Origin of the sequence: Pseudomonas sp. Q11 (genome assembly GCF_024494355.1) — a bacterium.
GTDB lineage: Bacteria > Pseudomonadota > Gammaproteobacteria > Pseudomonadales > Pseudomonadaceae > Aquipseudomonas > Aquipseudomonas hefeiensis.
Genome location: NZ_JAKNQY010000001.1, coordinates 325,020 through 347,969, shown reverse-complemented (window position 1 = coordinate 347,969; position 22,950 = coordinate 325,020). Strand labels below are relative to the sequence as shown.

17 protein-coding genes are annotated in these 22,950 nt (G+C 60.5%); 10 read left to right on the top strand and 7 right to left on the bottom strand.

From position 1 onward, the window contains the following. The first annotated feature begins 42 nt into the window (after nt 1-42). The 7 genes from MA884_RS01505 to MA884_RS01475 all read left to right on the top strand — a co-directional run bounded on the left by MA884_RS01505 (nt 43) and on the right by MA884_RS01475 (nt 9,625). Nucleotides 43-1,413: a PLP-dependent aminotransferase family protein gene (locus MA884_RS01505; RefSeq protein ID WP_256228633.1), complete on the top strand. Its 1,371-nt coding sequence runs from the start codon at nt 43-45 to the stop codon at nt 1,411-1,413. 622 nt (nt 1,414-2,035) lie between these two features. After that, a complete protein-coding gene (locus MA884_RS01500) occupies nt 2,036-2,554 on the top strand; it encodes a sigma-70 family RNA polymerase sigma factor (RefSeq protein ID WP_256228632.1) in 519 nt (172 codons plus the stop codon). After that, the gene (locus MA884_RS01495; protein ID WP_256228631.1) at nt 2,551-3,477 is read left to right on the top strand and encodes a DUF4880 domain-containing protein; all 927 of its coding nucleotides are present in this window, start codon (nt 2,551-2,553) and stop codon (nt 3,475-3,477) included. Before MA884_RS01500 ends, MA884_RS01495 begins: the two co-directional genes overlap by 4 nt. A gap of 64 nt (nt 3,478-3,541) precedes the next feature. Further along, nucleotides 3,542-5,923: a TonB-dependent siderophore receptor gene (locus MA884_RS01490; RefSeq protein ID WP_256228630.1), complete on the top strand. Its 2,382-nt coding sequence runs from the start codon at nt 3,542-3,544 to the stop codon at nt 5,921-5,923. Between the two features lie 11 nt (nt 5,924-5,934). Next, the gene (locus MA884_RS01485; RefSeq protein WP_256228629.1) at nt 5,935-6,774 is read left to right on the top strand and encodes an alpha/beta hydrolase; all 840 of its coding nucleotides are present in this window, start codon (nt 5,935-5,937) and stop codon (nt 6,772-6,774) included. Nucleotides 6,775-6,993: 219 nt separating this feature from the next. After that, on the top strand, nt 6,994-7,689 hold the full coding sequence (locus MA884_RS01480) for a tRNA (adenine(22)-N(1))-methyltransferase TrmK (protein WP_256228628.1): 696 nt from the start codon (nt 6,994-6,996) through the stop codon (nt 7,687-7,689). Nucleotides 7,690-7,882: 193 nt separating this feature from the next. Then, the gene (locus MA884_RS01475) at nt 7,883-9,625 is read left to right on the top strand and encodes an OPT family oligopeptide transporter (protein ID WP_256228626.1); all 1,743 of its coding nucleotides are present in this window, start codon (nt 7,883-7,885) and stop codon (nt 9,623-9,625) included. A 29-nt stretch (nt 9,626-9,654) separates the two neighbouring features. Here MA884_RS01475 and MA884_RS01470 read toward each other — a convergent pair whose 3' ends face one another. From MA884_RS01470 to MA884_RS01440, 7 genes are all read right to left on the bottom strand, one after another. After that, nucleotides 9,655-11,019: an MFS transporter gene (locus MA884_RS01470; RefSeq protein WP_256228625.1), complete on the bottom strand. Its 1,365-nt coding sequence runs from the start codon at nt 11,017-11,019 to the stop codon at nt 9,655-9,657. Between the two features lie 52 nt (nt 11,020-11,071). Further along, a complete protein-coding gene (locus MA884_RS01465; RefSeq protein WP_256228624.1) occupies nt 11,072-12,301 on the bottom strand; it encodes an OprD family porin in 1,230 nt (409 codons plus the stop codon). Between the two features lie 119 nt (nt 12,302-12,420). Beyond that, on the bottom strand, nt 12,421-13,785 hold the full coding sequence (locus MA884_RS01460) for an MFS transporter (protein ID WP_256228623.1): 1,365 nt from the start codon (nt 13,783-13,785) through the stop codon (nt 12,421-12,423). Between the two features lie 82 nt (nt 13,786-13,867). Continuing rightward, nucleotides 13,868-15,205, bottom strand: a complete 1,338-nt coding sequence (locus MA884_RS01455) for an FAD-dependent oxidoreductase (protein WP_371134711.1) — start codon at nt 15,203-15,205, stop codon at nt 13,868-13,870. A gap of 31 nt (nt 15,206-15,236) precedes the next feature. Next, the gene (locus MA884_RS01450; protein WP_256228621.1) at nt 15,237-15,719 is read right to left on the bottom strand and encodes an aconitase X swivel domain-containing protein; all 483 of its coding nucleotides are present in this window, start codon (nt 15,717-15,719) and stop codon (nt 15,237-15,239) included. Beyond that, nucleotides 15,716-16,999, bottom strand: a complete 1,284-nt coding sequence (locus tag MA884_RS01445) for an aconitase X catalytic domain-containing protein (RefSeq protein WP_256228620.1) — start codon at nt 16,997-16,999, stop codon at nt 15,716-15,718. Before MA884_RS01445 ends, MA884_RS01450 begins: the two co-directional genes overlap by 4 nt. Continuing rightward, nucleotides 16,996-18,708 carry a dihydroxy-acid dehydratase gene (locus MA884_RS01440; RefSeq protein WP_256228619.1) on the bottom strand — a complete coding sequence of 571 codons (1,713 nt, stop codon included), beginning with the start codon at nt 18,706-18,708 and terminating at the stop codon, nt 16,996-16,998. The genes MA884_RS01445 and MA884_RS01440 overlap by 4 nt, the downstream gene beginning before the upstream one ends. Nucleotides 18,709-18,830: 122 nt before the next feature. On the opposite strand from MA884_RS01440, the gene MA884_RS01435 reads away from it, so the two are divergent. The 3 genes from MA884_RS01435 to MA884_RS01425 all read left to right on the top strand — a co-directional run bounded on the left by MA884_RS01435 (nt 18,831) and on the right by MA884_RS01425 (nt 22,919). Next, nucleotides 18,831-19,763, top strand: coding sequence for a LysR family transcriptional regulator (locus tag MA884_RS01435; protein WP_256228618.1), 933 nt, complete (start codon nt 18,831-18,833; stop codon nt 19,761-19,763). Nucleotides 19,764-19,865: 102 nt separating this feature from the next. Then, nucleotides 19,866-21,107: a thiolase family protein gene (locus MA884_RS01430; RefSeq protein WP_256228616.1), complete on the top strand. Its 1,242-nt coding sequence runs from the start codon at nt 19,866-19,868 to the stop codon at nt 21,105-21,107. 57 nt (nt 21,108-21,164) lie between these two features. Next, nucleotides 21,165-22,919 carry an acyl-CoA dehydrogenase gene (locus tag MA884_RS01425; RefSeq protein WP_256228615.1) on the top strand — a complete coding sequence of 585 codons (1,755 nt, stop codon included), beginning with the start codon at nt 21,165-21,167 and terminating at the stop codon, nt 22,917-22,919. Nucleotides 22,920-22,950: the final 31 nt, after the last annotated feature.

Sequence of the window (22,950 nt, the reverse complement as noted above, 5' to 3'; positions counted from 1 at the left end):
AAGCTGTACCCTCTGCGAATAATTCATCCAGGACTTCGTACAATGGCGCGACTGACGCTTGCCCAAGAGCTGACGGCCTCATTGGTGACGCAGATCGGCAACGGTACCTACCGAGTGGGTGACCGTTTGCCGTCCCTGCGCGAGTGCATGCGCTTGTTTGGTCATTCGAAAAATACGGTGATCAACGCTTATGAGTCGCTGGCCTCCCAAGGATTGGTCGAGGCGCGTCACGGGCAGGGTTTTTTCGTGACACGAGGCGCCCCGAGCAGCAGCGAACCGGAAGAACCACTGCCCTTTACCCGGGCGATGGACACCATCTGGCTGATGCGCCAGCAATTTGTCCGTGAGCCGGGGCACTCGCCGCTTGGGGAAGGTTTTCCGCCCGTAGAGTGGCTGATGGATTTGCGATTGGACAAGTTCACCCGTCAGATCATGCGCATGGGGGTCACGACGCTTTTTCGCTACGGCAACCGGCTGGGCAATGCTGCGCTCCGTCAACACCTGGTGCAAAAACTGGCGAGCTACTCGATTACCGCCAGTGTTCGGCAAATCGTAACGACCCACGGGGCCAATCACGCACTGGACCTGATCATCCGCCGCTTCATTGCCCCGGGAGACCATGTGTTTGTCGAGGACCCAGGTTATTACCCGCTGTTTGGCAAGCTGCAACTGCAAGGGGCGCGGATGTTATCCGTGCCCCGATTGCCGGACGGGCCGGACCTGGAAGTGCTGGAGCGGCACCTTCTGTTGCACAAGCCGAAATTGTTCTTCCTTCAATCGGTTGGGCACAATCCGACGGGCTCCGATATTTCCCCCGGCAAGGCTCATCGACTGGTTCAGTTAGCCCATGAGCACAACTTTATCCTGGTGGACGACGACGCTTTGGCAGATTTCAAACCCGCGTCGGCCATCAAGGTGTCTGCGCTGGATCAGTTGAGCCGCTCACTGTACGTGGGCAGTTTTTCCAAATCTGTTTCTGCGGCGCTGAGGGTGGGGTTTATCGCGGGGAGCAAGGACGTCATCGATGAACTGGGTGATCTGAAAATGCTCTTGCACACCAGCACCTCGGAGCTGTGTGAGCGAACCATTGATGTCATCCTGATGGAGGGGCATTTTCTGCGACATCAAATCCGCCTTCAGGAGCGGCTCAAGAGTGCCACTGCGGCAGGTTTGCAGATGCTCGATGAAATAGGCGCCGAGGTATTCTTTCGTCCGGAGCAAAGTCTGTATTTATGGGCCAGGTTTGCCCACATTGACGACGCCAGGGAGCTGACCCGACAACTTCTGCCGAAGGGATTCATGATTGCGCCCGGCCACATTTTTTCACCGGAGCAGTCGCGCATAAATCCATGGACGAGATTGAATGTCGCGTACCTGAATGACCCGCTGCTTAAAGCCGTGTTGAGTGGCTGAGTATGCACCGCTCATGCTGCTAAGGCTGGGTTTGCGCGCCGGTTGAGACAACGCTTTCGTTCCGATCTACGCCCCGCGCCTCGACCGGCACCCATAGGCGTTCACTGCGGCATTTGAATTTCACGCCCTTGCGCGGTGCCATCGTCCTGGCGGAGTCCACGCACACAGCCCTGGAAGCATAAGTCGGCCCCGGCTTTCGCTCTTCGACACAACCTTCAACGCCACTGCAGATAGCCATAACCACAAAATAAACAGTCATCATCCTGAATGCTCCTGTAGAGCGATGCGATTAATACCTCTGCGTCAGGCCTGAAAATGCTGGCTATGACAGACGGATGATGAGCCTGCTTTCAGATCCCCAGCAATGGTTTGCCCGGGCCGATCGTCGGAAAAATGTCGTTTTTTCAGCTTTGTTCAGATTCTATTTTATCGGCGCCAATTGGTTGGCGTTTTGGATGGCTCAAGTTGGTATTTCCTATGGGGGATAGCTGCCTGACCAAGGATCGAGAGCATTGAGCGGTCCACTCGAAAAGATTGTAATGGGAACAATTCGCGTTTAAGGTGCGCGCGTCCGTCATGTTCAATCATGGCGTTTTTCGTGTTTGTCTGCCTGAGGCGTTCCATGTCGCTCCATGAAACGGATTCGATCGTTTCCCTCGATAACTTGTACGGCACCCATCGGGGTTGGCTGCTGGGTTGGTTGCGGCGCTCGTTGGGGTGTTCGCAGCAGGCGGCGGATCTGGTGCAGGACACGTTTTTGCGTTTGTTGGTGCGTGGCCAGCCGATCAGCGCTCGCGCTCCGCGTGCATTGCTGGTGCGTATCGCCCGTGGCCTGGTAGTCGACCACTGGCGGCGCGATGCGCTGGAGCGCGCGTACCTTGACGCACTGATGCAGATGCCCGAGGCGAGTCACCCATCCCCTGAGGTTCGGCATGAGGCGTTGCAATGCCTGGAGCGTATTGCGCAGTTGCTGGACGGTCTCAAGCCGGCAGTGCGTGAAGCCTTTTTGCTGTATCAGCTCGGTGACCTGAGCCATGAACAAGTGGCCCGGCAGCTTGGTGTGTCCAGCCGTACCGTGGAGCGGCACGTAGCGAGCGCGCTGTTGCATTGCTACAAGGCGTGCTTCGAGGCACCACAGTGAGCGCCGTCGAGGCCTTGCCGGAGGGCGTCATACGCACGGCCATCGAATGGCAGATGCGATTGCGCGCCAATGCCAACAACGCCGAACTGCACAGGCAATTGAACGACTGGCGGCGCCATGACCCCCGTCATGAACTGGCCTGGCAACGTTTGCAACAGGTCGGCGGATTGTTCAAGGCCAGCCCGTTGCCCGATGCTGCCCGCACGATTCCTCTGCTGCGCCAGGCCGAGGCCGATCTGAGTCGCCGTCGCACCCTGAAGTTGCTCGGCCTGGGGTTGGCTGCGGGCGGTGCGACGCTGCTGACCACGACGGCGCCAGCCACCTGGCGAAGTGATTTCGCCACGGCGACTGGCGAGCGTCGCCGGCTCGACCTGGGCGCGGGTGCCGAGCTGACGCTCAATACCGGGAGTGCCGTGGACGTGCAGGGCCACGAATGGGTGTTGCGTGCGGGTGAGGTATTGGTCGATGGCGCCGACTGGCGTGTGCGTTGCCGTTTTGCTGAGTGTGAGGGGCGGCAGGCGAGGGCGGTGCTGCGGGAGCGAGACGGCTATAGCGAGATTCACGTCGCGCGCGGTGAGGTATTGATTTCCACACCGTTCGGGCAGCGCCACTTGCGGGCCGGTGATGCAATGGCCATTGCCGCGACGCGGATGACGGCGTTGGGCCGCGGGCCGCTCGATCCTTTCGCCTGGGCCCGTGGCCTGCTGATCGTCAACGACATTCGGCTGGTCGATTTTCTGGCCGAGGCCGGACGTTACCGCCAGGGTTGGTTGGGCTGCGACAGCGCGGTGGCCGACCTGCGCCTGTCCGGGGTTTTCCATCTCGATGAACCTGCGCTCATGCTGCGCAACATCAGCCACTTGTTGCCCGTACAGATCGTCGAGCGCACCCGCTGGTGGGTGCGCATCAGGCCGCTGGTGTAAATAGTTTGTCGGACTTTTGCGCTTCGTCCGGTTAGGAATGATCACTTCCTCAATGGATACCGTCATGTTCCTTGCCAGACTGTCTCTGCGTGCCATCGCGCCGTTTCCGACCCGAACCTTGCCAGGCGCCGTCTGCCTGGCGTTGACCTTGCTCGTCGGCACGCAAAGCCTGCCGGTCCTGGCCGCTTCATCAATCGCTGAGCAGGTGGCCCCGAGTGTACCCGCCGGGCAGTTGCAGCAAGCGCTCAGCATCTTCGCTGAGCGCGCCGGCATCACCTTGTCGTACTCCCCGGAAGCGGTGCGTGGCCTGAGCAGTCCAGGTCTGACCGGCGGCGGCTCACTGGAACAAGGCCTGGCGACGCTGCTGGCCGGCAGCGGCCTGGTCGCGCAAAAGACCTCGTCCGGCTACGTGGTGCTGCCAGGCAAGACCGGCACCCGCTATGAACTTGAGCCCACCAATATCAATGCGTCCGCCGTTCAAAGTGCTTTTGCGCCGGTGGAGGGTTATTTCGCCAGTAATGCCAGCACGGCCAGCAAAACCGATAAGCCAATCCTGGAAACCGCCCAGAGCGTCAGCGTGGTGACGGCTGAGCAGATTGCCGACCGAAAGGTCGACCGGGTCGAAGACGCGGTGGCCTACAGCTCGGGGGTGCGGGTCGGCAGTTCGGGGCTGGACCCGCGTTTCGACATGATCAGTGTCCGTGGTTTCGAGACCACCATCGGCGCCGACTTTCTCGATGGCTTGCGCCAACCGGGCAGTGGATGGTTGTCGTTGTACTCCACCGAGGCCTACAACCTGGAGCGCATTGAGGTGCTCAAGGGACCGGCATCGGTGCTGTACGGCCAGGTCAGCCCGGGCGGCATGGTCAACCGGGTGAGCAAGCGCCCGAGTCTGCTGGCGAAAAACGAAGTACAGGTGCAGGCGGGCAACTACAACCACCAACAGGCGCAGTTCGACGTCGGTGGGCGTCTGGATGAGGCGGGAGATGTGTTGTTTCGCACGGTGGGTGTGTACCGCGATGCCGAAAACTATATCGAACAGTTGAACAACGATACCCGCTTGCTGGCGCCTTCACTGAGCTGGCAGATCGACCCCGACACCCACCTGACGCTGCTGGCCCAGTATCAGGAGCGCGAGACAGGGGCGTCGCCGATGCTGTATCAGGAAGGCGAACACCTCACCGACTTCTGGCAGGGTGATGAGTACTTCGACAAGCTCGAGCAACGGCAGTGGACGCTCGGCTATGAGTTTGAACACGCTTTCAACGATACCTTCAGCGTTCAACAAAACCTGCGCTACGGTCAGGTGGACACCACCAACCAATACCTTCAACCCAGCGACGCTGGCGATGGACATACCCTCAACCGCTCGGCGATCGGGGTTTACGAGGACACGTCGTCACTGTCCACCGATACGCGCCTGGTGAGCCGCTTTGCCACCGGGGACCTGCAACACACCTTGGTCACCGGGATGGACTACGCCTGGATCGATACATCGCTGCTGTATGCCATGGGCGATGCGCCGTCGATCGACCGCGACGCGCCGGACTATCACCAACCCGTCGACCGGCCCACGACGCCGCTGGCGGACGAAAACGGGCTGGAGCATCGCAGCGGCGTTTATGTGCAGGATCAAATCGAACTGAATCAATGGCGCTTGTCGGCCGGTCTTCGCCGTGACTGGGTCAAGGTGCGTCGAACGAACAACCTGAGCGACGTCAACAGCAGGACCCGCGATTCGGCGACCACGGGGCAGGTCGGTGCGCTCTACCTGTTCGACAATGGCCTGGCGCCCTACGCCAGTTACGCGACCTCGTTCCTGCCCGAGAGTGGCACGAACGCCAGTGGTGAACCCTTTAAACCAACCAAGGGCGAGCAGTACGAAGTAGGCCTCAAATATCAGCCGCCGGGCTCCAGCACCTTGCTGACGGCCTCCCTCTACCACCTGACACAAACCAATGTACGCACCCGTGACCTGTCGAACCCCCTCAACAGCATTCAGACCGGAGAGCAGGTCTCGCGTGGTCTGGAATTGGAGGCGGTGTCCGACCTCAGCGACCGCATGAAGATGACGGCCAGCTATAGCTACAACGATCCCGAAGTCACTCGCAGCAACGACGGCAATGAAGGCAAGGAACCGATGAACGTGCCCCGTCATCTGGCGTCGCTCTGGCTGGATTACCGCCTGCCCATGGGCCTGGGCATGTCCGTCGGTGCGCGCTACACCGGCAGCAACTACGGTGACGCGGCAAACACGGTGAAAAACGAGGATTACACCTTGGTCGATGCCGGTGTGCATTACGACTTCGGTGGCGGCCTGGACGGTGTGCGCCTGGCGTTGAATGGTCGCAACCTGTCCGACAAACGCTACATCAATTGCCAGGAAGGTTACTGCTACCGGGGGGAGGCGCGCAGCGTCGTCACCAGCCTGAGCTATCGCTGGTGAGGAATGAGACGATGATGGGTATTTTGTTCAAGTGGTTGAGTGCCATGCTGCTGATGGGTGTCTCGTTCGCCCATGCGGAGCCAGTGACACTGGATGGCACCGAGCAATGGATGATGAAAAGCGCGCAAGGGCGTGATTACCGCATCATGATCAGCCTGCCTGAAGGTGATGTGCCTTTCACCGGCGGTTACCCGGTGATCTACCTGCTTGACGGCAACGCCTATTTCCCGGCTTTCCATGCCGCCAAGCGCGCGCAGGATCGGCTGCGTGGTTCGATTCTGGTCGCCATTGGCTACCCGAGCGACACGCCGCTGGATTTCGTGCGTCGCGCCTTCGACCTATCACCGCCCGTGCCGCAGGCGCGCAACAATCCACCACAAGGTGGCCAGGATCTGTTCCTCGATTTCATCGAACAGCGCCTGATGCCGAGGGTGAACGAACGCTTCAAGGTCGATCAGGACCAGCGCAGTTTGGTCGGGCATTCTTTCGGTGGCATGTTCGGCGTCTACGCGCTGTTCACCCGTCCGGCGCTGTTCCAGCATGTTGTGGCGGTGAGCCCGAGCCTGTGGTGGCTCGACCGTTACCTGTTGGCGCCCGAGCGCGCCTTCACAAAGCGGGCGCATGCCGGGCAAGTGGACCTGACCCACAGCAGCCTGACGTTGCTGTTGGGCGAGCGCGACATGGTGCAGGAAATCCAGGACGCCCGAGCCTTGCAGTTACGCCTGCAGGCGCTATCGCAGTATGGGCTGCGTAGCGATTTCCAGATCGAGCCGGGCGAGGATCACATGTCGGTGCCGTTTCGTGTCCCCACGCGGGTGCTCGATGAGCTGCTCAGTACCCGGCGCTTCTGAACGGCGGCCAATCAAGGCTGGGCCGGGTCGAGCTTGATGATCCCCGGCCCACGTTCAACGATTTTGATTGCATGTGGCATCTATGTACCATGTGAACATGATTTTTGAGCGGCCACGGGGTATTGATGACTGCATTGTCGTTGTCGCCAGTGACCGAGTCAGAGGGGACGGTAGAGGCTCAGGCTTGATCCAGATAGGGATGATGAACAGGAGCAGCAGTTGAACGAACAGACATTGTCCCAGCGCCTGGAGCGTGTGGCCGCGCATGTTCCGGCAGGTGCGCGCCTGGCCGATATCGGCTCGGATCACGGCTACCTGCCGGTGGCATTGATGCGCCGTGGTGTGATTGCGGCGGCAGTGGCTGGCGAGGTGGCGTTGACCCCGTTTCGTTCGGCCGAACGCACTGTGCGCGAGAACGGTTTTACCCGGCAGGTCATTGTGCGCCTGGCCGACGGCCTGGCGGCGATCGAGCCGGAAGACGGGATCACGGCAGTCAGCCTGTGCGGCATGGGCGGCGAGACGATCCGCGACATTCTCGCCGGCGGCAAGGCACGCCTGAACGGCCAGGAACGGCTGATCCTGCAGCCCAACGGCGGCGAGCAGCCACTGCGTCAATGGCTGATGGAAAATGGTTATCGCATCTGCTTTGAAGAAGTGCTGCGGGAAAACCGCTTCTACTACGAAATCATCGTCGCCGAGCGCGCCGGGCCGGTGACGTACACCGCGCAGGAGCTGTACTTCGGACCATTGCAGATGCGAGCCCGCAGCCCGGCGTTCCTCGCCAAGTGGCAGCGCATGCTGCGCCTCAAACAGCGGACCCTGACTCACTTCACCCGGGCGCGGCACGCCGTACCTGAGCAGAAGGTACAGGACATCGCTGTGCAAACCCGCTGGATCACCGAGCTGCTGGCTTGAGCCTGATACACGGAGAATCACAAAGCAAACATCCCTCGTCGAGCCCGCAACCGCCCCGGGAAAACCTCGATATGAGCGTTAAGCGCTTGCAAGGGCTTGTCCCTGTCATGTGAACCTTCCGCCAATGCAGCGCTCACTTGTTAAGTCGCCGCGTTGAGTGATCGCGCTGTCTCATTGCCGATAAGGAATTCGCATGCACCCAACCTCGCCAACAATCGCCCTGGATTACCCTGTCGAACGTGAGCTCAGCCTGCGAGCGGTCGGTACGGGAATCGTGATCGGTATCCTGTTGACGCCTTCCAATGTGTACGCCGGCCTCAAGATCGGCTGGTCGTTCAACATGTCGATCATTGCCTTGCTGATCGGCTATGGCATCTGGCAAGGCCTGGCCAAGCGCTCCAACGCGCAACTGCCCTGGACACTGCACGAAAGCAACATCAACCAGACCGTGGCCTCAGCCGCTGCGTCAATCATTTCCGGTGGGCTGGTTGCGCCCATCCCGGCCTACACCTTGCTGACCGGTCAACAGTTGGACGTCGTCCCGATGATCGCCTGGGTGTTCTCGGTGAGCTTCCTGGGGGTGTGGATCGCCTGGTACCTGCGACCCTCGCTGCTCAATGACAAAGCGCTGAAATTCCCCGAGGGCATGGCGACCCTGGAAACCCTTCTGCATATCTACAACCACGGCCACGAAGCGGCGAAGCGCTTGAAGGTATTGCTTAGCGCCGCGCTGCTGTCCGGGCTGGTCAAATGGGTCGATACCTTCATGTGGGCTTTCCCGCGCTGGTCGCCGACCCCGCAGTTGGAACGCCTGACGTTTACCGCTGACCCTTCGCTGTTGTTGGTAGGTTTTGGCGGGATCATCGGGATTCGCGTTGGCTTGACCCTGCTGCTCGGCGCCTTGCTGGCATGGGGCGGCTTGGCGCCGTGGCTGCTGGAGCAAGGCTTGGTGCAACTGCCGCCGGACAGCAGCGGCCCGCAGTTCGCGGTGCTGGTGGAGTGGTTACTGTGGCCGGGGGTGAGTCTGATGGTATGTTCGACCCTGACCTCCCTGGCGATTCGCTTGTGGGCATTGCACACGTCCACCAAGGCGGGCGGCGGGGCGACCTGGGTGGTGCCCAAGACCGGACCTGCCGCCGGTTTCCTGGTGGCAATCGTTTTGGTGGTGAGCCTGCAAGCGCTGTTGTTTGGCATCAACCCCTGGATGGCGTTGTTGACCATTCCCTTGGCGATCTGCCTGGCGGCGGTGGCGGCCAGGGTGGTCGGCGCCACGGGCATTGCGCCCATCGGTGCGATCGGGCAGTTGTCCCAGCTGAGTTTTGGCATCGTCGCCCCGGGACAGGTGCCGATCAACTTGATGAGCGCCAACACCGCGGGCGGTGCGGCGGGTCAATGCACGGACTTGATGAACGACTTCAAGGTGGGCCGGGCGATTGGCGCCACACCGCACAAGCAGTTGATCGCCCAGACCCTGGGGATTTTCGTCGGAAGCATCGTTGGGGTATTGGCCTACCTGGCCCTGATCCCGGACCCGCAATCGATGCTGCTCACCCAAGAGTGGCCAGCCCCGGCGGTGGCCACCTGGAAAGCCGTGGCGCAAACCCTGACCCTGGGTCTGGACTCACTGTCAGCGAGCATTCGTTGGGCGGTCATCATCGGTGCCGTGGCCGGCGTGCTGTTGGGGATCCTCGACAGCGTACTGCCCACTCATCGGGCCCGTTACTTGCCCAGCACGGCGGCTTTGGGCCTGGCGTTCGTCTTGCCGGCCTCGGTGTCGCTGATGATGGCCCTCGGCGCGGTACTCACCTGGCTGGTGAGCTGCCGCTGGCCGAGCCTTACAGAACGCTTTGCCATCACCGCGGCGGCGGGGTTGATTGCCGGGGAGAGCATTACCGGGGTGGGGGCATCGTTGTGGCAAATGGTTGGGAATTGGTGAGGGTGGGGGAAGGCGGGCGACCCGTCTTTCTAGGGCTGCGACGTGGTCACAAGCTCGGTGTTCACGGTTGAGCGCCGATCAATGCGGGCCACGACATAGGCACACACTCCAAGTACCGCAGGGCACAGAGCCAGTACTGCGAAGCTCTTCACCACGGGCATGCCGCTGTTGAGCACATAGGCGCCGAGTAACGGTCCGCATACAGAGCCGATCTTACCCATCGATGCTGCCCATCCGGCGCCGTTGCCGCGAATGGCACTGGGGTAGAAAATCCCGGCGATACTGGTAATGCCGTAGTGGCTGCCCTTGACGAAAATAGCGCCCACCAGGCTCAGCGCAATAAAGGCATTACCTTGCAGTTCGCCGATGCCCAGGACCAGCAAAAAGGGTAACGACAGCAGGGGGTATATCATTACGGCGTAGGGCCCCCGGGTGTCGACCACTCGCATCAACACGAGCCCGGCCATGGCGCCGCTGAACGACGCGAAGGAGCTCACCCATGACGCGGTAGCCCGGTCGAAGCCTGCGTACTGGTACACCAGCGGGCTCCATGACGCGAGAAAGTACATGGCCATGGAGCTTGCTCCGAAGCCAATCCAGATCATGGGCGTGATCCATTTCAGTTTGCCGATGAACAACTGCCCGACACGGAATGGTTGGTGGCCTATGTCGATTTCATCGCCAAGAAAATAGCGATCCCCGGGGCGAAGATCGATGCCCGGATCCAGGCGCTTGAGGATCCGCGCCACGGTTTCCGGCCGTCTTTGCTTGCTCACCAGAAATCGCACCGATTCTGGCAGGGTGAAAAACAACAGCACACTGGAAAGCAACGTCGCGATGCCGCCCAGCGCAAACACGCTGGCCCAGCCGTAGTGTGGCGCCATCCACACGGTCAGGGGACCGGCCACCGCGCCGCCGAGGCTGAAGCCAACCATGATGATGGTGATCACGCTTGCACGGTAGCGCTTGGGCACAAACTCGATATTCAAAGCCCAGCAAAGTGGCAACATGGCGCCCAAGGCAAAGCCATTGAGAAAGCGCAAGATCAGCAACGAGGCGTAACTATCGGCCAAGGTGAACAGCAAGGTCATCAGGCCAAAGGCGCTGGTGGACAGGATGATGGTCGGGCGGCGGCCAATCCGGTCACCCAGATAACCGAAAAAGAATCCACCCAGCATCATGCCGAACAAACCGATGGAAAAGATGTTGCCCAATTGCAGTTTATCCAGGCCAATCTCCTCGGCCATGTAGGCGGCGGTATGGGAGAGCATCAGCAAGTCAAAGCCATCAAGGAAGGTGATCAGCACCGACACACAGATAATCAGATAGTTGAAACTCGACAGTTTGCGCCCCTCAATCAAGGCGGCGACATCAATTGCGCGTGACGGAATCATGATTGCTCTCCACACAGTAAGACCCCAGTGAGCGTGTTCCGGTATGCCGGGCTCACCACAATTTCCAGGTGTAACCGACGATCAGGCGATTTTCATCGAGCTGCTGGGTCAGGCCATCCCCGGACCGGTACGTGACGTTGCGCCAGCGCAGGTTCAGGCCTTCCAGTGCACCGCTCTGGAAGACGTAGGTCAGGTCGGTATCACGTTCCCACTCACTGCCGTCGTTTACCGTACTGGTGCGGATATCGCTGCCTTTCACATATCGGGTCATGAACGTCAGGCCTGGTATGCCGAGCGCGGCGAAGTCATATTCGTAACGCAGTTGCCAGGATTTCTCGTTGGCCTTGGTGAAGGGGTTATAGGTGACGAGGTTCGCCACATACGGAGTGCCGGTGTCGATCACTGGATACACACTGTCTCCCGACAGGTGCTGAAACGCCGCGGCGAATCGCTGGGCGCCGACGGTCAGGGTGAACATGCCATTGAAGTTGCGGTTGTCGATCTTCCCGGCCTTTGCGGCGCCCGTGTCGCTACTGTCGACGTAGCGCAAGTCGGAGCGCAGGCTCATGCCTTCTCCCAATGGCAGTATGTGAATCACTCCGGAAAAGTGCTGGCGGTAGATGTCCTGCAGCTCTCCTCGGTGGTAGCGCAGGGTCAGGTTCTTGCCCAGCGTATAGTCGCCGCCGAGCAGGTCTAGATGATCGCTGCTCTGGCCGGCGTAGCTGATGTCGTCATTACTGGAAGAGTCGCGGCCGTTGGCCGCTGTCAACCTCGCTGCGGTGACGGTCAAGTTCTCGACTTCGCTCGACGTCAGGTAGGCGCCGGTGAAGGTCGAGGGCAGTAGTCGGGTATCGCTGTAATACGCCAGCGGGTGAATCGGCATCAGGGTTCCTACCTTGAGCCGGGTCTGGGACAGACGCATTTTTGCCGTCAGCCCCAGTTCGCTGTACTCGTCAACTGGCTGGTTGCTGTCGGGTCCGTAGGGCAACAGTGCGGTGCCCCGTCGACCTCGGCCCGAGTCGAGCTTGATCCCCAGTTCGCCCAAGGCATCGAGGCCAAATCCAACGGTACCTTCGGTGTAGCCGGACTGAAGTTCGGCGAAGAAGCCTTGGGTCCATTCTTCGGCCTTGGCCTGGGGCGCGCCACTCTGGCGAAAGTCGCGATTGAGATAGAAATTGCGCGTGGTCAACGTCGCGCTGCTGTCCTTGAGAAAGTCTGCCTGGGCGTAGCTGCCGTGACACAAGAGTGCAAGTGCGGTGAAGAAGGGTAGATTCCTGTTCATTTTTTTATTGCTCTCAGGAGAGGGATGAAGATTATCCGGGGCGAGTTTTGCCTGACCGCGTCGGTGACGACGCGGCGCAGCAGGCATGGGTCTAGGTTTTGTGGGTCAGAGGCAGGCGGTCACGTCTGTGACGGTGCCGGCAATGGATCCACCGCAAGGTCGTGGCGGGTCAGGTGACCGATTGCGAACGCACAGGCGGCCAGTATTGCCGGACAGATGGCCAGGACCAGGAAGCTCTTGACCACTGGCATTCCGCTGTTCAGTACATAAGCGCCCAGCAATGGGCCAAGGATCGAACCGATCTTGGCGATCGAGGTGGCCCAGCCCGCACCATTGGCGCGGATAGCGCTGGGGTAGAAGACCCCGGCGATACTGAGGATGCCGTAGTGGGAGCCTTTGACGAACACGGCCCCTACCAGGCTCAGCATCAGGAACGCGGTGCCCTGCATGCCGGAGATGCCCAATACCAGCAGGAAAGGCAACGCCAGCAACGGATAGATCATCACCATATATGGGCCGCGGGTATCGACGAAACGCATCATCGCCAAGCCCGCCATTGCGCCGCTGAACGAGGCGATCGAGCTGACCCACGAAGCTGTCGCGCGGTCAAATCCTGCGTACTGATAGACCAGTGGGCTCCACGAGGCGAGAAAGTACATGGCCATGGAACTGGCGGAGTAGCCCAGCCAGATCATCGGGGTAACCCATTTCAGGCGGCCGATAAACAGTTGGCTGACCCGAAATTCCTTGTGGCCCAGATCCGGCTCGTCCAGTAGGACGAAGCGGTCGCCAGGTCGCACATCCAGGCTCGAATCCATGCGCTTGAGCGTTGCCGTGATTTTTTCCGGGCCTTTACGCTTGCTGGCCAGGAACCGGACCGATTCGGGCAGGGTGAAAAACAGCAGCACGCTGGCGGCCAGGGTCAGTACGCCACCTAACACGAACACCCCCTGCCAACCGACATGCGGCGCCAGCCAGACGGTGATCGGGCCGGCCATCGCGCTGCCCAGACTGAATCCGACCATGATGATGGTCACCACCGTCGAGCGATAACGCTTGGGTACGAACTCAATGTTCAAGGCCCAGCACAACGGCAACATGGCGCCCAGGGCGAAGCCGTTGAGAAAGCGCAGGACCATCAGCGACTCATAGCTGTTGGCCAAGGCAAACAGTAAGGTCAATACCCCAAATGAGCAGGTGGAAAGAAGAATGGTGGGACGCCGCCCGATTCGGTCACCCAGGTAGCCGAAGAAGAATCCACCGAGCATCATTCCCAGCAGGCCGATGGAGAAAATCTCGCCCAGCTGGATCTTGTCCAGGCCGACTTCATCGGCGATGTAAGAGGCCGTGTGCGACAGCACCAGCAAATCGAAGCCATCGAGGAAGGTGATCAGAACCGAGACCAGAATCACCACGTAGTTGAAGCGTGACAGTTTGCGACCTTCTATAAGCGCCGCTACGTCCAGGGTGCGGGACTGTGACATGTGCGTTCTCCACTGCATTTTTTATTTTTGTTGGAGTGGCGCCCCCCGTTTGAATGGTGGGCGCGTCGAACTGCTTTCAGAACTATTCCAGATTGAACGCCAGCCGCTCGCGCAATGCCGGGGCGGGTATGTCACTCAACCTGCCATCGGGGCCCGCGAGGTCCAGCGCATGGGCCGCAGCGGCCCCCATTGCGATACAGGGGCCCATCACCCGGACACTCGACAGCGCGGCCGCGTCAGCGTCGATGCAGCGCCCGGCCACGACCAGGTTATCGCTACCCTCGGCAAGCATGCTGCGCAACGGCACACTGTGAATGTGATCGTCACCAAAGGGCTCCCACTGATAACCACTGGTATTGCCGTGTAGTTCCACTGGCCAGGATGTACGGGCTACCGCGTCTGGAAATATCGTCGCCGCCCGCACTTCGTCGGTTGTCAAATGATGATGTCCGACAATCCAGCGGGTCTGGCGAATACCTGGCAGCGCGTATGCCCGTACCTTGGCCTTGCTGTAGGCCTCGGGATACTCCGACTGAAGGAAGTTGATCACCAGGTCCACCTGCTGGCGTCCGGCGATGGCGACATGGGAAGCGGCCACCGGATCCAGAGGCGTTTCGATGTGAGTCATGTTGAAGGCCGCGGTGCCACGCCCGGGGAACTGAAAGAACAGTCCGTCGTCGCGTTCGATACCGTAGCTTTTGGCCTTTTGTTTGACCCGTTCGGTGAATTGCGCGCGGGTGGGCAAGTACGCTTCATTGATATGCTCAAGGACGAACATCTGGGTGCCATAGATGGGTGTATCCGGCTCGCGACAGGCAAGCCCGGCGTTCCAGACTAATGCCGCGTCTCCGCTGGCGTCGATAAAACCGTTGGCCGCGACACGCACATCGCCGTAGCGGGTGGCCAGTTCCACTTCCCGGATCCGCGGACCTTCGCGCACTACATCGCGTAACACTGCACCGAGCACCACGGTGATCCCGGCGTCGAGGACTTTCTGGCCAATCCATCGGCCCAAGGCAACTTCGTCGTAGTAAACAACAGTCGTCAGGGGGCCAATGGCCTGATGCAAGTCCCCCGAGGCGCCCAGGTCACGAAGGATGTCGTCGGCGATACCGTGGGTCAGCAACCGGCGGTTCGGACCATTGGAGAACAACCCGCAGAACGTCCCGATAATTGAGCCGACCGCCTGGCCGCCGAGCATCGGCAGGGCATCGAACAGCACGACGCGTTTGCCGAGCGCTGCGGCCTCCAGAGCGGCGGAAATACCGGAGATACCCGCGCCGACAATGCATACGTCGGCCTGCAAGCGTTGAGCGGTGGGGGCGCTGGTACGGCGTACCGTGCGAATGACATGAGCCATAAAACTACCTTTGAGATGTAAAAAGGGCAGCCGACCCCGAGCCCGATGACCAAAGGTCACGGGAGCGGTTGTTGCGGCTGGCAGATTCCGGTTACGACAGGTCCCGCGTTCGCTCCGGGCCGGTCGGGTGTCGCGATATGAACTGATCGGTTTGCAGTTGACGCGGAGTCACTTCAACGGTCCCGGCGTCGGCATCGACGCGAACCCAATCCCCGGTTTGAATACGGCTCAATGGATCCTCTGTGAAGTCGGTCATGGCCGGCGCATGGACGACCACGGCGCCAAGGCCCATTTTTGCGGTCATTTCGTTGAACAACATGGCGCCCGGGGCTACGCCGGCGATACGGGCGATATGGAACTGCGAGGACCAGCCGGACGAGCCCTTGGCTCCGGGAAACACCAGCACTTTGCCGGCGAAGCTGATGCCCTTGAGTTCGTGACGGGTCTCAATGACGGTGCCGCTGCGCGGGTCGATGCCGCCCCAGCCGGAGATGCGGTCCCGGGTCACCAGTGCTTCGCCTTCGAAACAGCCGCCTACGACCTTGCGGCCGGTGAGGGTGAAGGTTGTGCTCATCTCAATACTCCTTTCCAACGGCCCTCAATGGCGGCCTGAACGCAATCGGCGGTGCTGCCGAACCAGGTCTGGATACCCATGATCGCAGGCAGGTAGTGCGCCTGTTTGGCCGAATCGACTGCCGCCACCCGTGTGCCCGTGGGAACCACCTTGCCAATGGCCGAGCAGGTATCGGTCATCAGATGCCCACCGGCCTGTTCGATGATGCGGGTGTAGCCGGCGACATCGGCGAGCTGTTTGATCGACGCCGCCGTAAATATCCAGAGTTCGGTATTCGGACTCAGGCGTTGGCCTTCCAGCAATTGGCAGACCTCCCAGAGTTGTTCGAGGCTGTAGTGCGGGCAACCGAGCATCACGAAGTCAATCTCGTCATCACGCGCGGTGATATTGACTTGCTCGTAGGCCCAGCGCCGCTCGGCCTCGCCGAAGCGCATTGTGGCCAGGGGCGGGGACGCGCCAAACGCCTGCTCGCTGGTTTGGGCTTCAGGTGTCACCCCAACCAGGTGATACATTTCCACCCCGCCACTGGAAGCCGCCGCTGCCCCGAAATGCTTGAGGCGAGCCAGGTTGGGCTGGTGACTCAAACCCTGGATGACCGGGATGCGGTCCTGCACCTGCTCACCGACCCAGTAGCCGAGCAACCCCCAGTCAGCCGTGGTACTTACCTCTATGTCCAGCTGGATCAGGTGGGTACCGCGACGGTTCTCCTCGATGTGCAGGCCCCAATAGGGGATCTTGCCGGTCAGCATCGCCGCGCCCGTGCTTTCCCGGCCTTCGGCATTGGTGCGGGCACCGAGTACCGAGTTGATATAGATCACCGCAGAGGATTCCATCCATGCGCAGTGTTCGCCCTTTACCGGCACGTTGCCGACCTGATAGGGCGTACAGGTATTCAAGGGTTGTACCCCCAGATCACTGCTGTAAGCCTGACCTGTTTCATAGATGCGGACCACGTCTTGCGAGATGCCTTGGCGTACAGCGTGCCGGGGGTCGATGCCTTGCTGCAGGTGGCTGCTCGGGACCTTGACCCGGGGAATCTTGACCCATTCGGCGCTGTCGAGGTTGAACTCGCTGAACACCGCATCCATGCCGCCATTTTGGTCTGCGTACTGACGCAGAAAGGGCGTGGTGGCTCCGATGGTACCGGCCACATTTCGCGTATCCACCAGACATTGCGCATCCAGGGCTTCGCCATAGCGCACCAGCAAATCCATGGCTTTTTGCACCGCCGGCCCTTGATCGCCAGCGAGCATGGCTTTTTCGTCGTCGCGCAACTTCATTGCGGTTGCTCCCCGGGCGGGGTGATGTCCAATGGCTTTATCAACACCGCACCGTGTTCCATGGAGGACACATTGTGGCGGTATATATCCAGCCAGCCACCACCGAACTGAGGGGCCGCAGGTATCCAGCGGGCGCGTCGGGCTTGCATTTGGGTTTCGCTGATATTGGCGTCAAGGGTGTTGAGATCCAGGTCGATATCGATGATGTCGCCGTCCTCCACCAGTGCGAGAGGACCGCCGACGGCTGCTTCTGGAGCCACCTCAGCCACGACCAGGCCTTTGCACACCAGCCCCGAAAGGTGACCGTCGGTCAGCATTGCCACGTGGTCACCCAGCCCGGCCCCGTCAATGGCGAACACCACCTTCGAGGCGCCACCGCCCATGGCGGGACCGCCCTGTACGCCGGCACCACGCATGACCACGACATGGCCGGGCTGGATACGTCCGTCCTGCAACGCTTGGATGGCATCGGCGGAGCGCTCGAAGCAGATCGCGGGGCCCTTGAACTGGCGTGGCTTGCGCGGGTCGATGCCGTATTTGACGATGCCTGCCTGCGGGGCAATGTTGCCGCGCAGCATCACGATGGCCGGTTGGGTGGCAAAGGGGGTGTGCAACGGGCGGATCACCTCGTCGTCGCTGACGGTTACCCCCAACAGGTTTTGCGTCAAGGTTTTGCCGGTGACGGTCAGCACGTCACCGTGCAGCAAAGGCTCAAGGCGCTTGAGCAGCCCGCGACCACCGCCTGCCGCTTCCATTTGCTCAATGCTGTGTTCGCCCACTGGTCGTACGCCGACCAGCACCGGTATCTTTTTTCCCAGTTCCCTGAAGAGTTGGTACACGTCTACGTCAATGCCACCTTCAGCCGCCACCGCCTGCATATGTTTGATGGTGTTGACCGAGCCTCCCGCGGCGAGAATTGTCGCAACGGCGTTGGCAAAGGCAGCAGGCGTCAGGATGTCGCGAGGCTTGAGATCTTCCTCGATCATTTCCACGATGCGCTTGCCAGCCTGGTGAACGAAATCGAACATCTGCGGGCTATTGGCTGCAATAGGGGAACTGCCGGGCAAGGCCATGCCCAAGGCTTCACAGACCAGGTGCATGGAGTTGGCCGTGCCCATGCCCGAACAGACCCCGGGCCCCTTGATGGCGTTGCGTGCCATGCCGGCCAGTTCCTCGACTGGCAATTTGCCGGTGACCACGTGCATGGAACTGATGAATACATCTTCGATATCGACGTGCCGGCCGTTATATTCGCCGCTTGGCTGATACCCGCACACAACGATCAGCGTCGGGATGTTCAACCGGGCGGCTGCCATCAACTGGCCGGGTACTGTTTTGTCGCAAGAGGCCAGGCAGATCATGCCGTCGAGCTGAGCGCCTTCAACCGCTACTTCAATATCGTTGGTGATGAGGTCTCGGGCGGCGAGCATATAGGCGCCTCCCGCACCGGCACCGGTGATGAAATCACTGGGCGCGGCGGTACGAATTTCGAAGGGCAGCGCACCGGCATCGCGTATCGATTGCTTGAGGCTGGCAGCGATACCATCCAGATGACTGAAACAAATCGCCAGGTTCGACGACGAGTTCACGATGGCGATTTTCGGTTTTTCCAGCTCGCTTTCCTCAATTCCCAAGGCGCGCCACTGGGCGGCACGCACAGCCCACAAGTAGGATCCGTAGGGGAAATTACTGCGTAGCTTCTTGGGCATGATTCGCTCCGTTGTTTTTATTAGATGTCGATTCGGTTAATTACCTTAACGATCTTGTACCGAGTCTAGGCTTCGACCTAGAATCCGAAAACCTTATTTTACTTATAGATAAAATCCAAAATATGGATATCAAGGACGTCGATCTCAACCTGCTGAAAGTCTTCGATGCGCTGCGCAAAAAGCAAAGCGTGACCCTGGCCGGTGATCTCATGGGGCTCAGCCAGCCTGCCATGAGCTTCGCCTTGGCCAAGTTGCGCACGCTGTTCGATGACCCATTGTTCATTCGCACTGCACGTGGCATGCAACCTACGGCCAGAGCCCTGCAGATCGCCGAGCCGGTGCAACGGATCCTGGAGATGGTCAGCAGCGAGGTGTTGCCCTCCACCGGTTTCGTTGCCGAACACTCCGAGCGCCAGTTGGTGCTGTGCATGTCGGATATCGGTGAGATGGTGTTCTTGCCCCGATTGATGCGAATGCTCGACAGTAAAGCGCCGCAATTAAGAATTCGTACCCTGGCGTTGTCCTCGGAGCAGTTGGAGGAGGGGCTGGATGCCGGCGAGGTGGACGCGGCAATCGGCTATTTTCCACGCTTGCTCAATACCTCGATCCGGCATCGTGCGTTGTATCGCCATTCGTTTGTCTGCATCGTTCGTCGCGATCATCCGACCATCGGTGACAGCATGAGCGCCGAGCAGTATCAGAGTGCATTACATGTCGCGGTCCAGCCTGACGGGCGTGGAATGAGTGGGCTGGATCGTGAGCTGGCGAGCCGCGGCATCACCCGTCGAGTGCGTTTCAGCCTGCCACGGTTTATGGGCGTACCGTTTCTGGTGGCCGAGTCCGACATGATCGCCACTGTACCCTTGGCAGTCGGACGCAGGTTTGCCGACATCACCGATGTGCGCCTGGTGCCGCTGCCATGGGATATTTGCGGATACGACATTCACCTTTACTGGCATACGCGTTTCCATCATGACCCGGCCAACCGCTGGTTGCGACAATCCTTCATTGAATTACTCGAGGATTTCTCTCCCGCTGACCAGATACAGATTTAGTTAATTTTGATAATGGTTAATTGACATAACTAAAATGACCGGTTAGTTTTTTGCTCACCTTCAAGTGCGCAAAGAGAGAGCAAAAGCCATGGAACTCAGGGCGTGAGCAGTGCAGGGCAATATTGCGCCTTTGCCGATGTGGCGATTTTCGATGCGGTGCGCACCCCCTGGGTTGATCTTGGTGGGGCCCTGGCCCAGGTTTCGCCTATCGATCTTGGGATCAAGGTCGGTCGTGAGGTGCTGGCCCGGGCCGGCATCGATCCTCTGGCCGTAGACAGCGTGCTGGCTGGCTCCATGGCCCAAGCCAGCTTTGACGCCTATTTGTTGCCACGGCACATCGGGTTGTACAGCGGCGTGGCGCAAACGGTTCCTGCGCTGGGGGTGCAGCGCATCTGCGCCACCGGCTTTGAGCTGTTGCGCCAGTCTGCTGGACAGTTGCGCGATGACGTTCAGTTAGCCTTATGCGTGGCCAGTGAATCGATGTCACGCAATCCGATTGCCGCCTACACACACCGGGACGGGTTTCGTCTCGGTGGCGGGGTGCAATTCAAGGATTTTCTCTGGGAAGCCCTGTACGACCCGGCCCCCGGGTTGGACATGATCGCCACCGCCGACAACCTGGCGCGACGCTATGATCTGTGTCGCGAGGCGGTGGACCGTTATGCCTGCGACAGTCATCAGCGAGCCTTGCAGGCACAGCGCGCAGGCGCATGGTGTGAGGAGATCGTACCCATTGATAACCAGGTGTTTGAACTGGAAGGCTATCAGCCAAGGGGCATCAAGCTGCCGCGTGGCACCGGTATCGTCACCCAGGACAGCCATCCACGACCCACTGACTTCTCGGCTCTGTCGCGCCTGCGGGCGTTGCATGTGGGTGGCGTACAAACCGCCGGTAACAGCTGCGCAGTCGTCGATGGCGCGGCGGCGGCCCTGGTAGGACGGGGCTCAGCCTGCACGCGTGTGCCCCTGGCTCGTTTGCTGGCCAGCGCGGTGGTCGGTGTGGCGCCTGAGTTCATGGGCATTGGCCCGGCACCCGCGATCCGTCTGTTGCTGCAACGCAGTGGATTGAGTCTTGATGACATTGGTCGTTTCGAGATCAACGAAGCCCAGGCGGCCCAGGTACTGGCGGTCGCGCAGGAGTTGGAGCTGGATCAGACCCGGCTCAACGTCCAGGGTGGCTCTTTGGCCGTCGGGCATCCACTGGCGGCTACCGGCTTGCGGTTGGTCATGACCTTGGCCAGGCAGTTGCGCCAGCACAATCTGCGCTACGGGATAGCCGCGGCTTGTGTAGGCGGTGGCCAGGGCATGGGGTTGTTGATCGAGAATCCGGCGTACCACGCCTGAGTTTATGCCCGCCTTGAGTGGTGGGTGGTCCGTTTTATACCCCTGACGAGGTTATTTATGTGGAGCTACCAGGCACCTCTGCGCGATATGCAATTTGTGTTCGAACACTGGTTGCAGGCGCCCGCTACATGGCGTCGCTGTCAGGCGTTCGAAGCGCTTGATCTGCCGCTGGCGATGCAGGTGCTGGAGGAGGCGGGCCGCTTCAGTCAGAACGTGCTGGCGCCGTTGAACAGCAGCGGCGATCGCCAGGGCTGCCGTTGGAAGGCAGGCCAGGTCAGTACCCCGGACGGTTTTGCCAGTGCCTATCAGGCTTACGTCGACGGTGGCTGGCCTGCGCTGGCTTGTGGCGAGGCGCTGGGTGGACAGGGGTTGCCGCAATTGCTCGATGCCGCGCTGCAAGAGATGCTCTATGCCAGCAACCATGCCTGGGCCATGTACACCGGCATCGTCTACGGTGCATACCTGTGCCTCAAGAGCCATGGCGCACCTTGGCTGCAGGAACGGTATCTGCCCGAGATCGTCAGTGGCCAAACCCTGCCTACCATGTGTTTGACCGAGCCCCAGGCAGGCAGTGATGTCGGCCTGCTACGCTGTCGCGCCGAGCCTGGCGAAGATGGCAGCTATCGCCTGCAGGGTAACAAGCTGTTTATCTCCGGCGGCGAGCACGACCTTACGGAAAATATCCTGCACCTGGTGTTGGCGCGCTTGCCAGATGCGCCGTCGGGCAGTCGTGGCATCTCACTGTTCCTGGTGCCCAAACGACTGGACGATGGCCAGGCCAACGGTGTGCGCTGCGACGGCCTGGAACACAAGATGGGTATCAAGGGAAGTGCCACCTGTTCCCTGGTGTTCGATGGCGCTCAAGGCTGGTTGATCGGCGAAGCCAATCAGGGCCTGGCGGCGATGTTCGTGATGATGAATTCGGCGCGCCTGCATGTCGGGCTGCAAGGCTTGGGGCATGCCGAGGCGGCGTGGCAGAACGCAAGGAAATATGCCGCCGAGCGGTTGCAGATGCGCGCACCGCTGAGACCCGAAGGGGTGGAGGCGCAGGCTGCCGACCCGATTCATTATCATCCGGCCATGCGCCGGGTGTTGCTGGAGTTGCGCACTGCCAGCCAAGGCATGCGAGCCATCGGCTATTGGGCCGCCCATTTGCTGGATCAGGCCGAGCATGCCGTGGAGCTACAGACCCGGCAGCATGCCAGTCAACTGGCGCACCTGTTGACGCCGATCATCAAGGCGTTCTTTACCGAGCAGGGTTTTCGCCAAGCCAGCAGCTCCTTGCAAGTGTTCGGCGGTTGCGGTTACGTCGCCGAGTTCGCCATTGAGCAGACCTTGCGCGACAGTCGCATTGCGATGATCTATGAGGGCAGCAACGAAATTCAGGCCAATGACCTGCTGCTGCGCAAGGTCCTGGGCGACCACGGCCGGGCGTTTGGCTTGCTGCTGGCGCAGATGCGCGAAGAGGCGAGGCTGGGTGGCGAATGGGTTGAGTGCCAGAGGTTCGCCGCAGCCCTGGACAGTCTTTGCAATACCCTGGCTGCGGTGGTCGAGGAAGTGGTCGAACGGACGCGGGAAGACAGCGAATACCCCTATCGAATCGCAGGGGATTTCCTTCAGTTGTGTGGCGTAACGCTGCTGGCCCTGTCCTGGGCGCGGGCAGCACGGGTCTCCAGGGCATTGCCTGAAGCGGATCCCCTGCGTGCCGACAAGCTGCAAAGCGCGGGGTTCTTTTTCGACTACTTGCCGTCCAGGCTGGCACAGCATCTGGCTGCGATCGTGGATGCCCGGGCTGCCCTGGCGTTTATCTGAGGGGCGAGCCCGGCGGGGTATTCGCACGAGC

Coding starts and splice junctions, on each gene's coding strand:
- MA884_RS01505 (WP_256228633.1), top strand. CDS start 43: ATGGCGCGACTGACGCTTGCCCAAGAGCTGACGGCCTCATTGGTGACG.
- MA884_RS01500 (WP_256228632.1), top strand. CDS start 2,036: ATGTCGCTCCATGAAACGGATTCGATCGTTTCCCTCGATAACTTGTAC.
- MA884_RS01490 (WP_256228630.1), top strand. CDS start 3,542: ATGTTCCTTGCCAGACTGTCTCTGCGTGCCATCGCGCCGTTTCCGACC.
- MA884_RS01485 (WP_256228629.1), top strand. CDS start 5,935: ATGATGGGTATTTTGTTCAAGTGGTTGAGTGCCATGCTGCTGATGGGT.
- MA884_RS01475 (WP_256228626.1), top strand. CDS start 7,883: ATGCACCCAACCTCGCCAACAATCGCCCTGGATTACCCTGTCGAACGT.
- MA884_RS01470 (WP_256228625.1), bottom strand. CDS start 11,019: ATGATTCCGTCACGCGCAATTGATGTCGCCGCCTTGATTGAGGGGCGC.
- MA884_RS01465 (WP_256228624.1), bottom strand. CDS start 12,301: ATGAACAGGAATCTACCCTTCTTCACCGCACTTGCACTCTTGTGTCAC.
- MA884_RS01460 (WP_256228623.1), bottom strand. CDS start 13,785: ATGTCACAGTCCCGCACCCTGGACGTAGCGGCGCTTATAGAAGGTCGC.
- MA884_RS01450 (WP_256228621.1), bottom strand. CDS start 15,719: ATGAGCACAACCTTCACCCTCACCGGCCGCAAGGTCGTAGGCGGCTGT.
- MA884_RS01445 (WP_256228620.1), bottom strand. CDS start 16,999: ATGAAGTTGCGCGACGACGAAAAAGCCATGCTCGCTGGCGATCAAGGG.
- MA884_RS01440 (WP_256228619.1), bottom strand. CDS start 18,708: ATGCCCAAGAAGCTACGCAGTAATTTCCCCTACGGATCCTACTTGTGG.
- MA884_RS01435 (WP_256228618.1), top strand. CDS start 18,831: ATGGATATCAAGGACGTCGATCTCAACCTGCTGAAAGTCTTCGATGCG.
- MA884_RS01425 (WP_256228615.1), top strand. CDS start 21,165: ATGTGGAGCTACCAGGCACCTCTGCGCGATATGCAATTTGTGTTCGAA.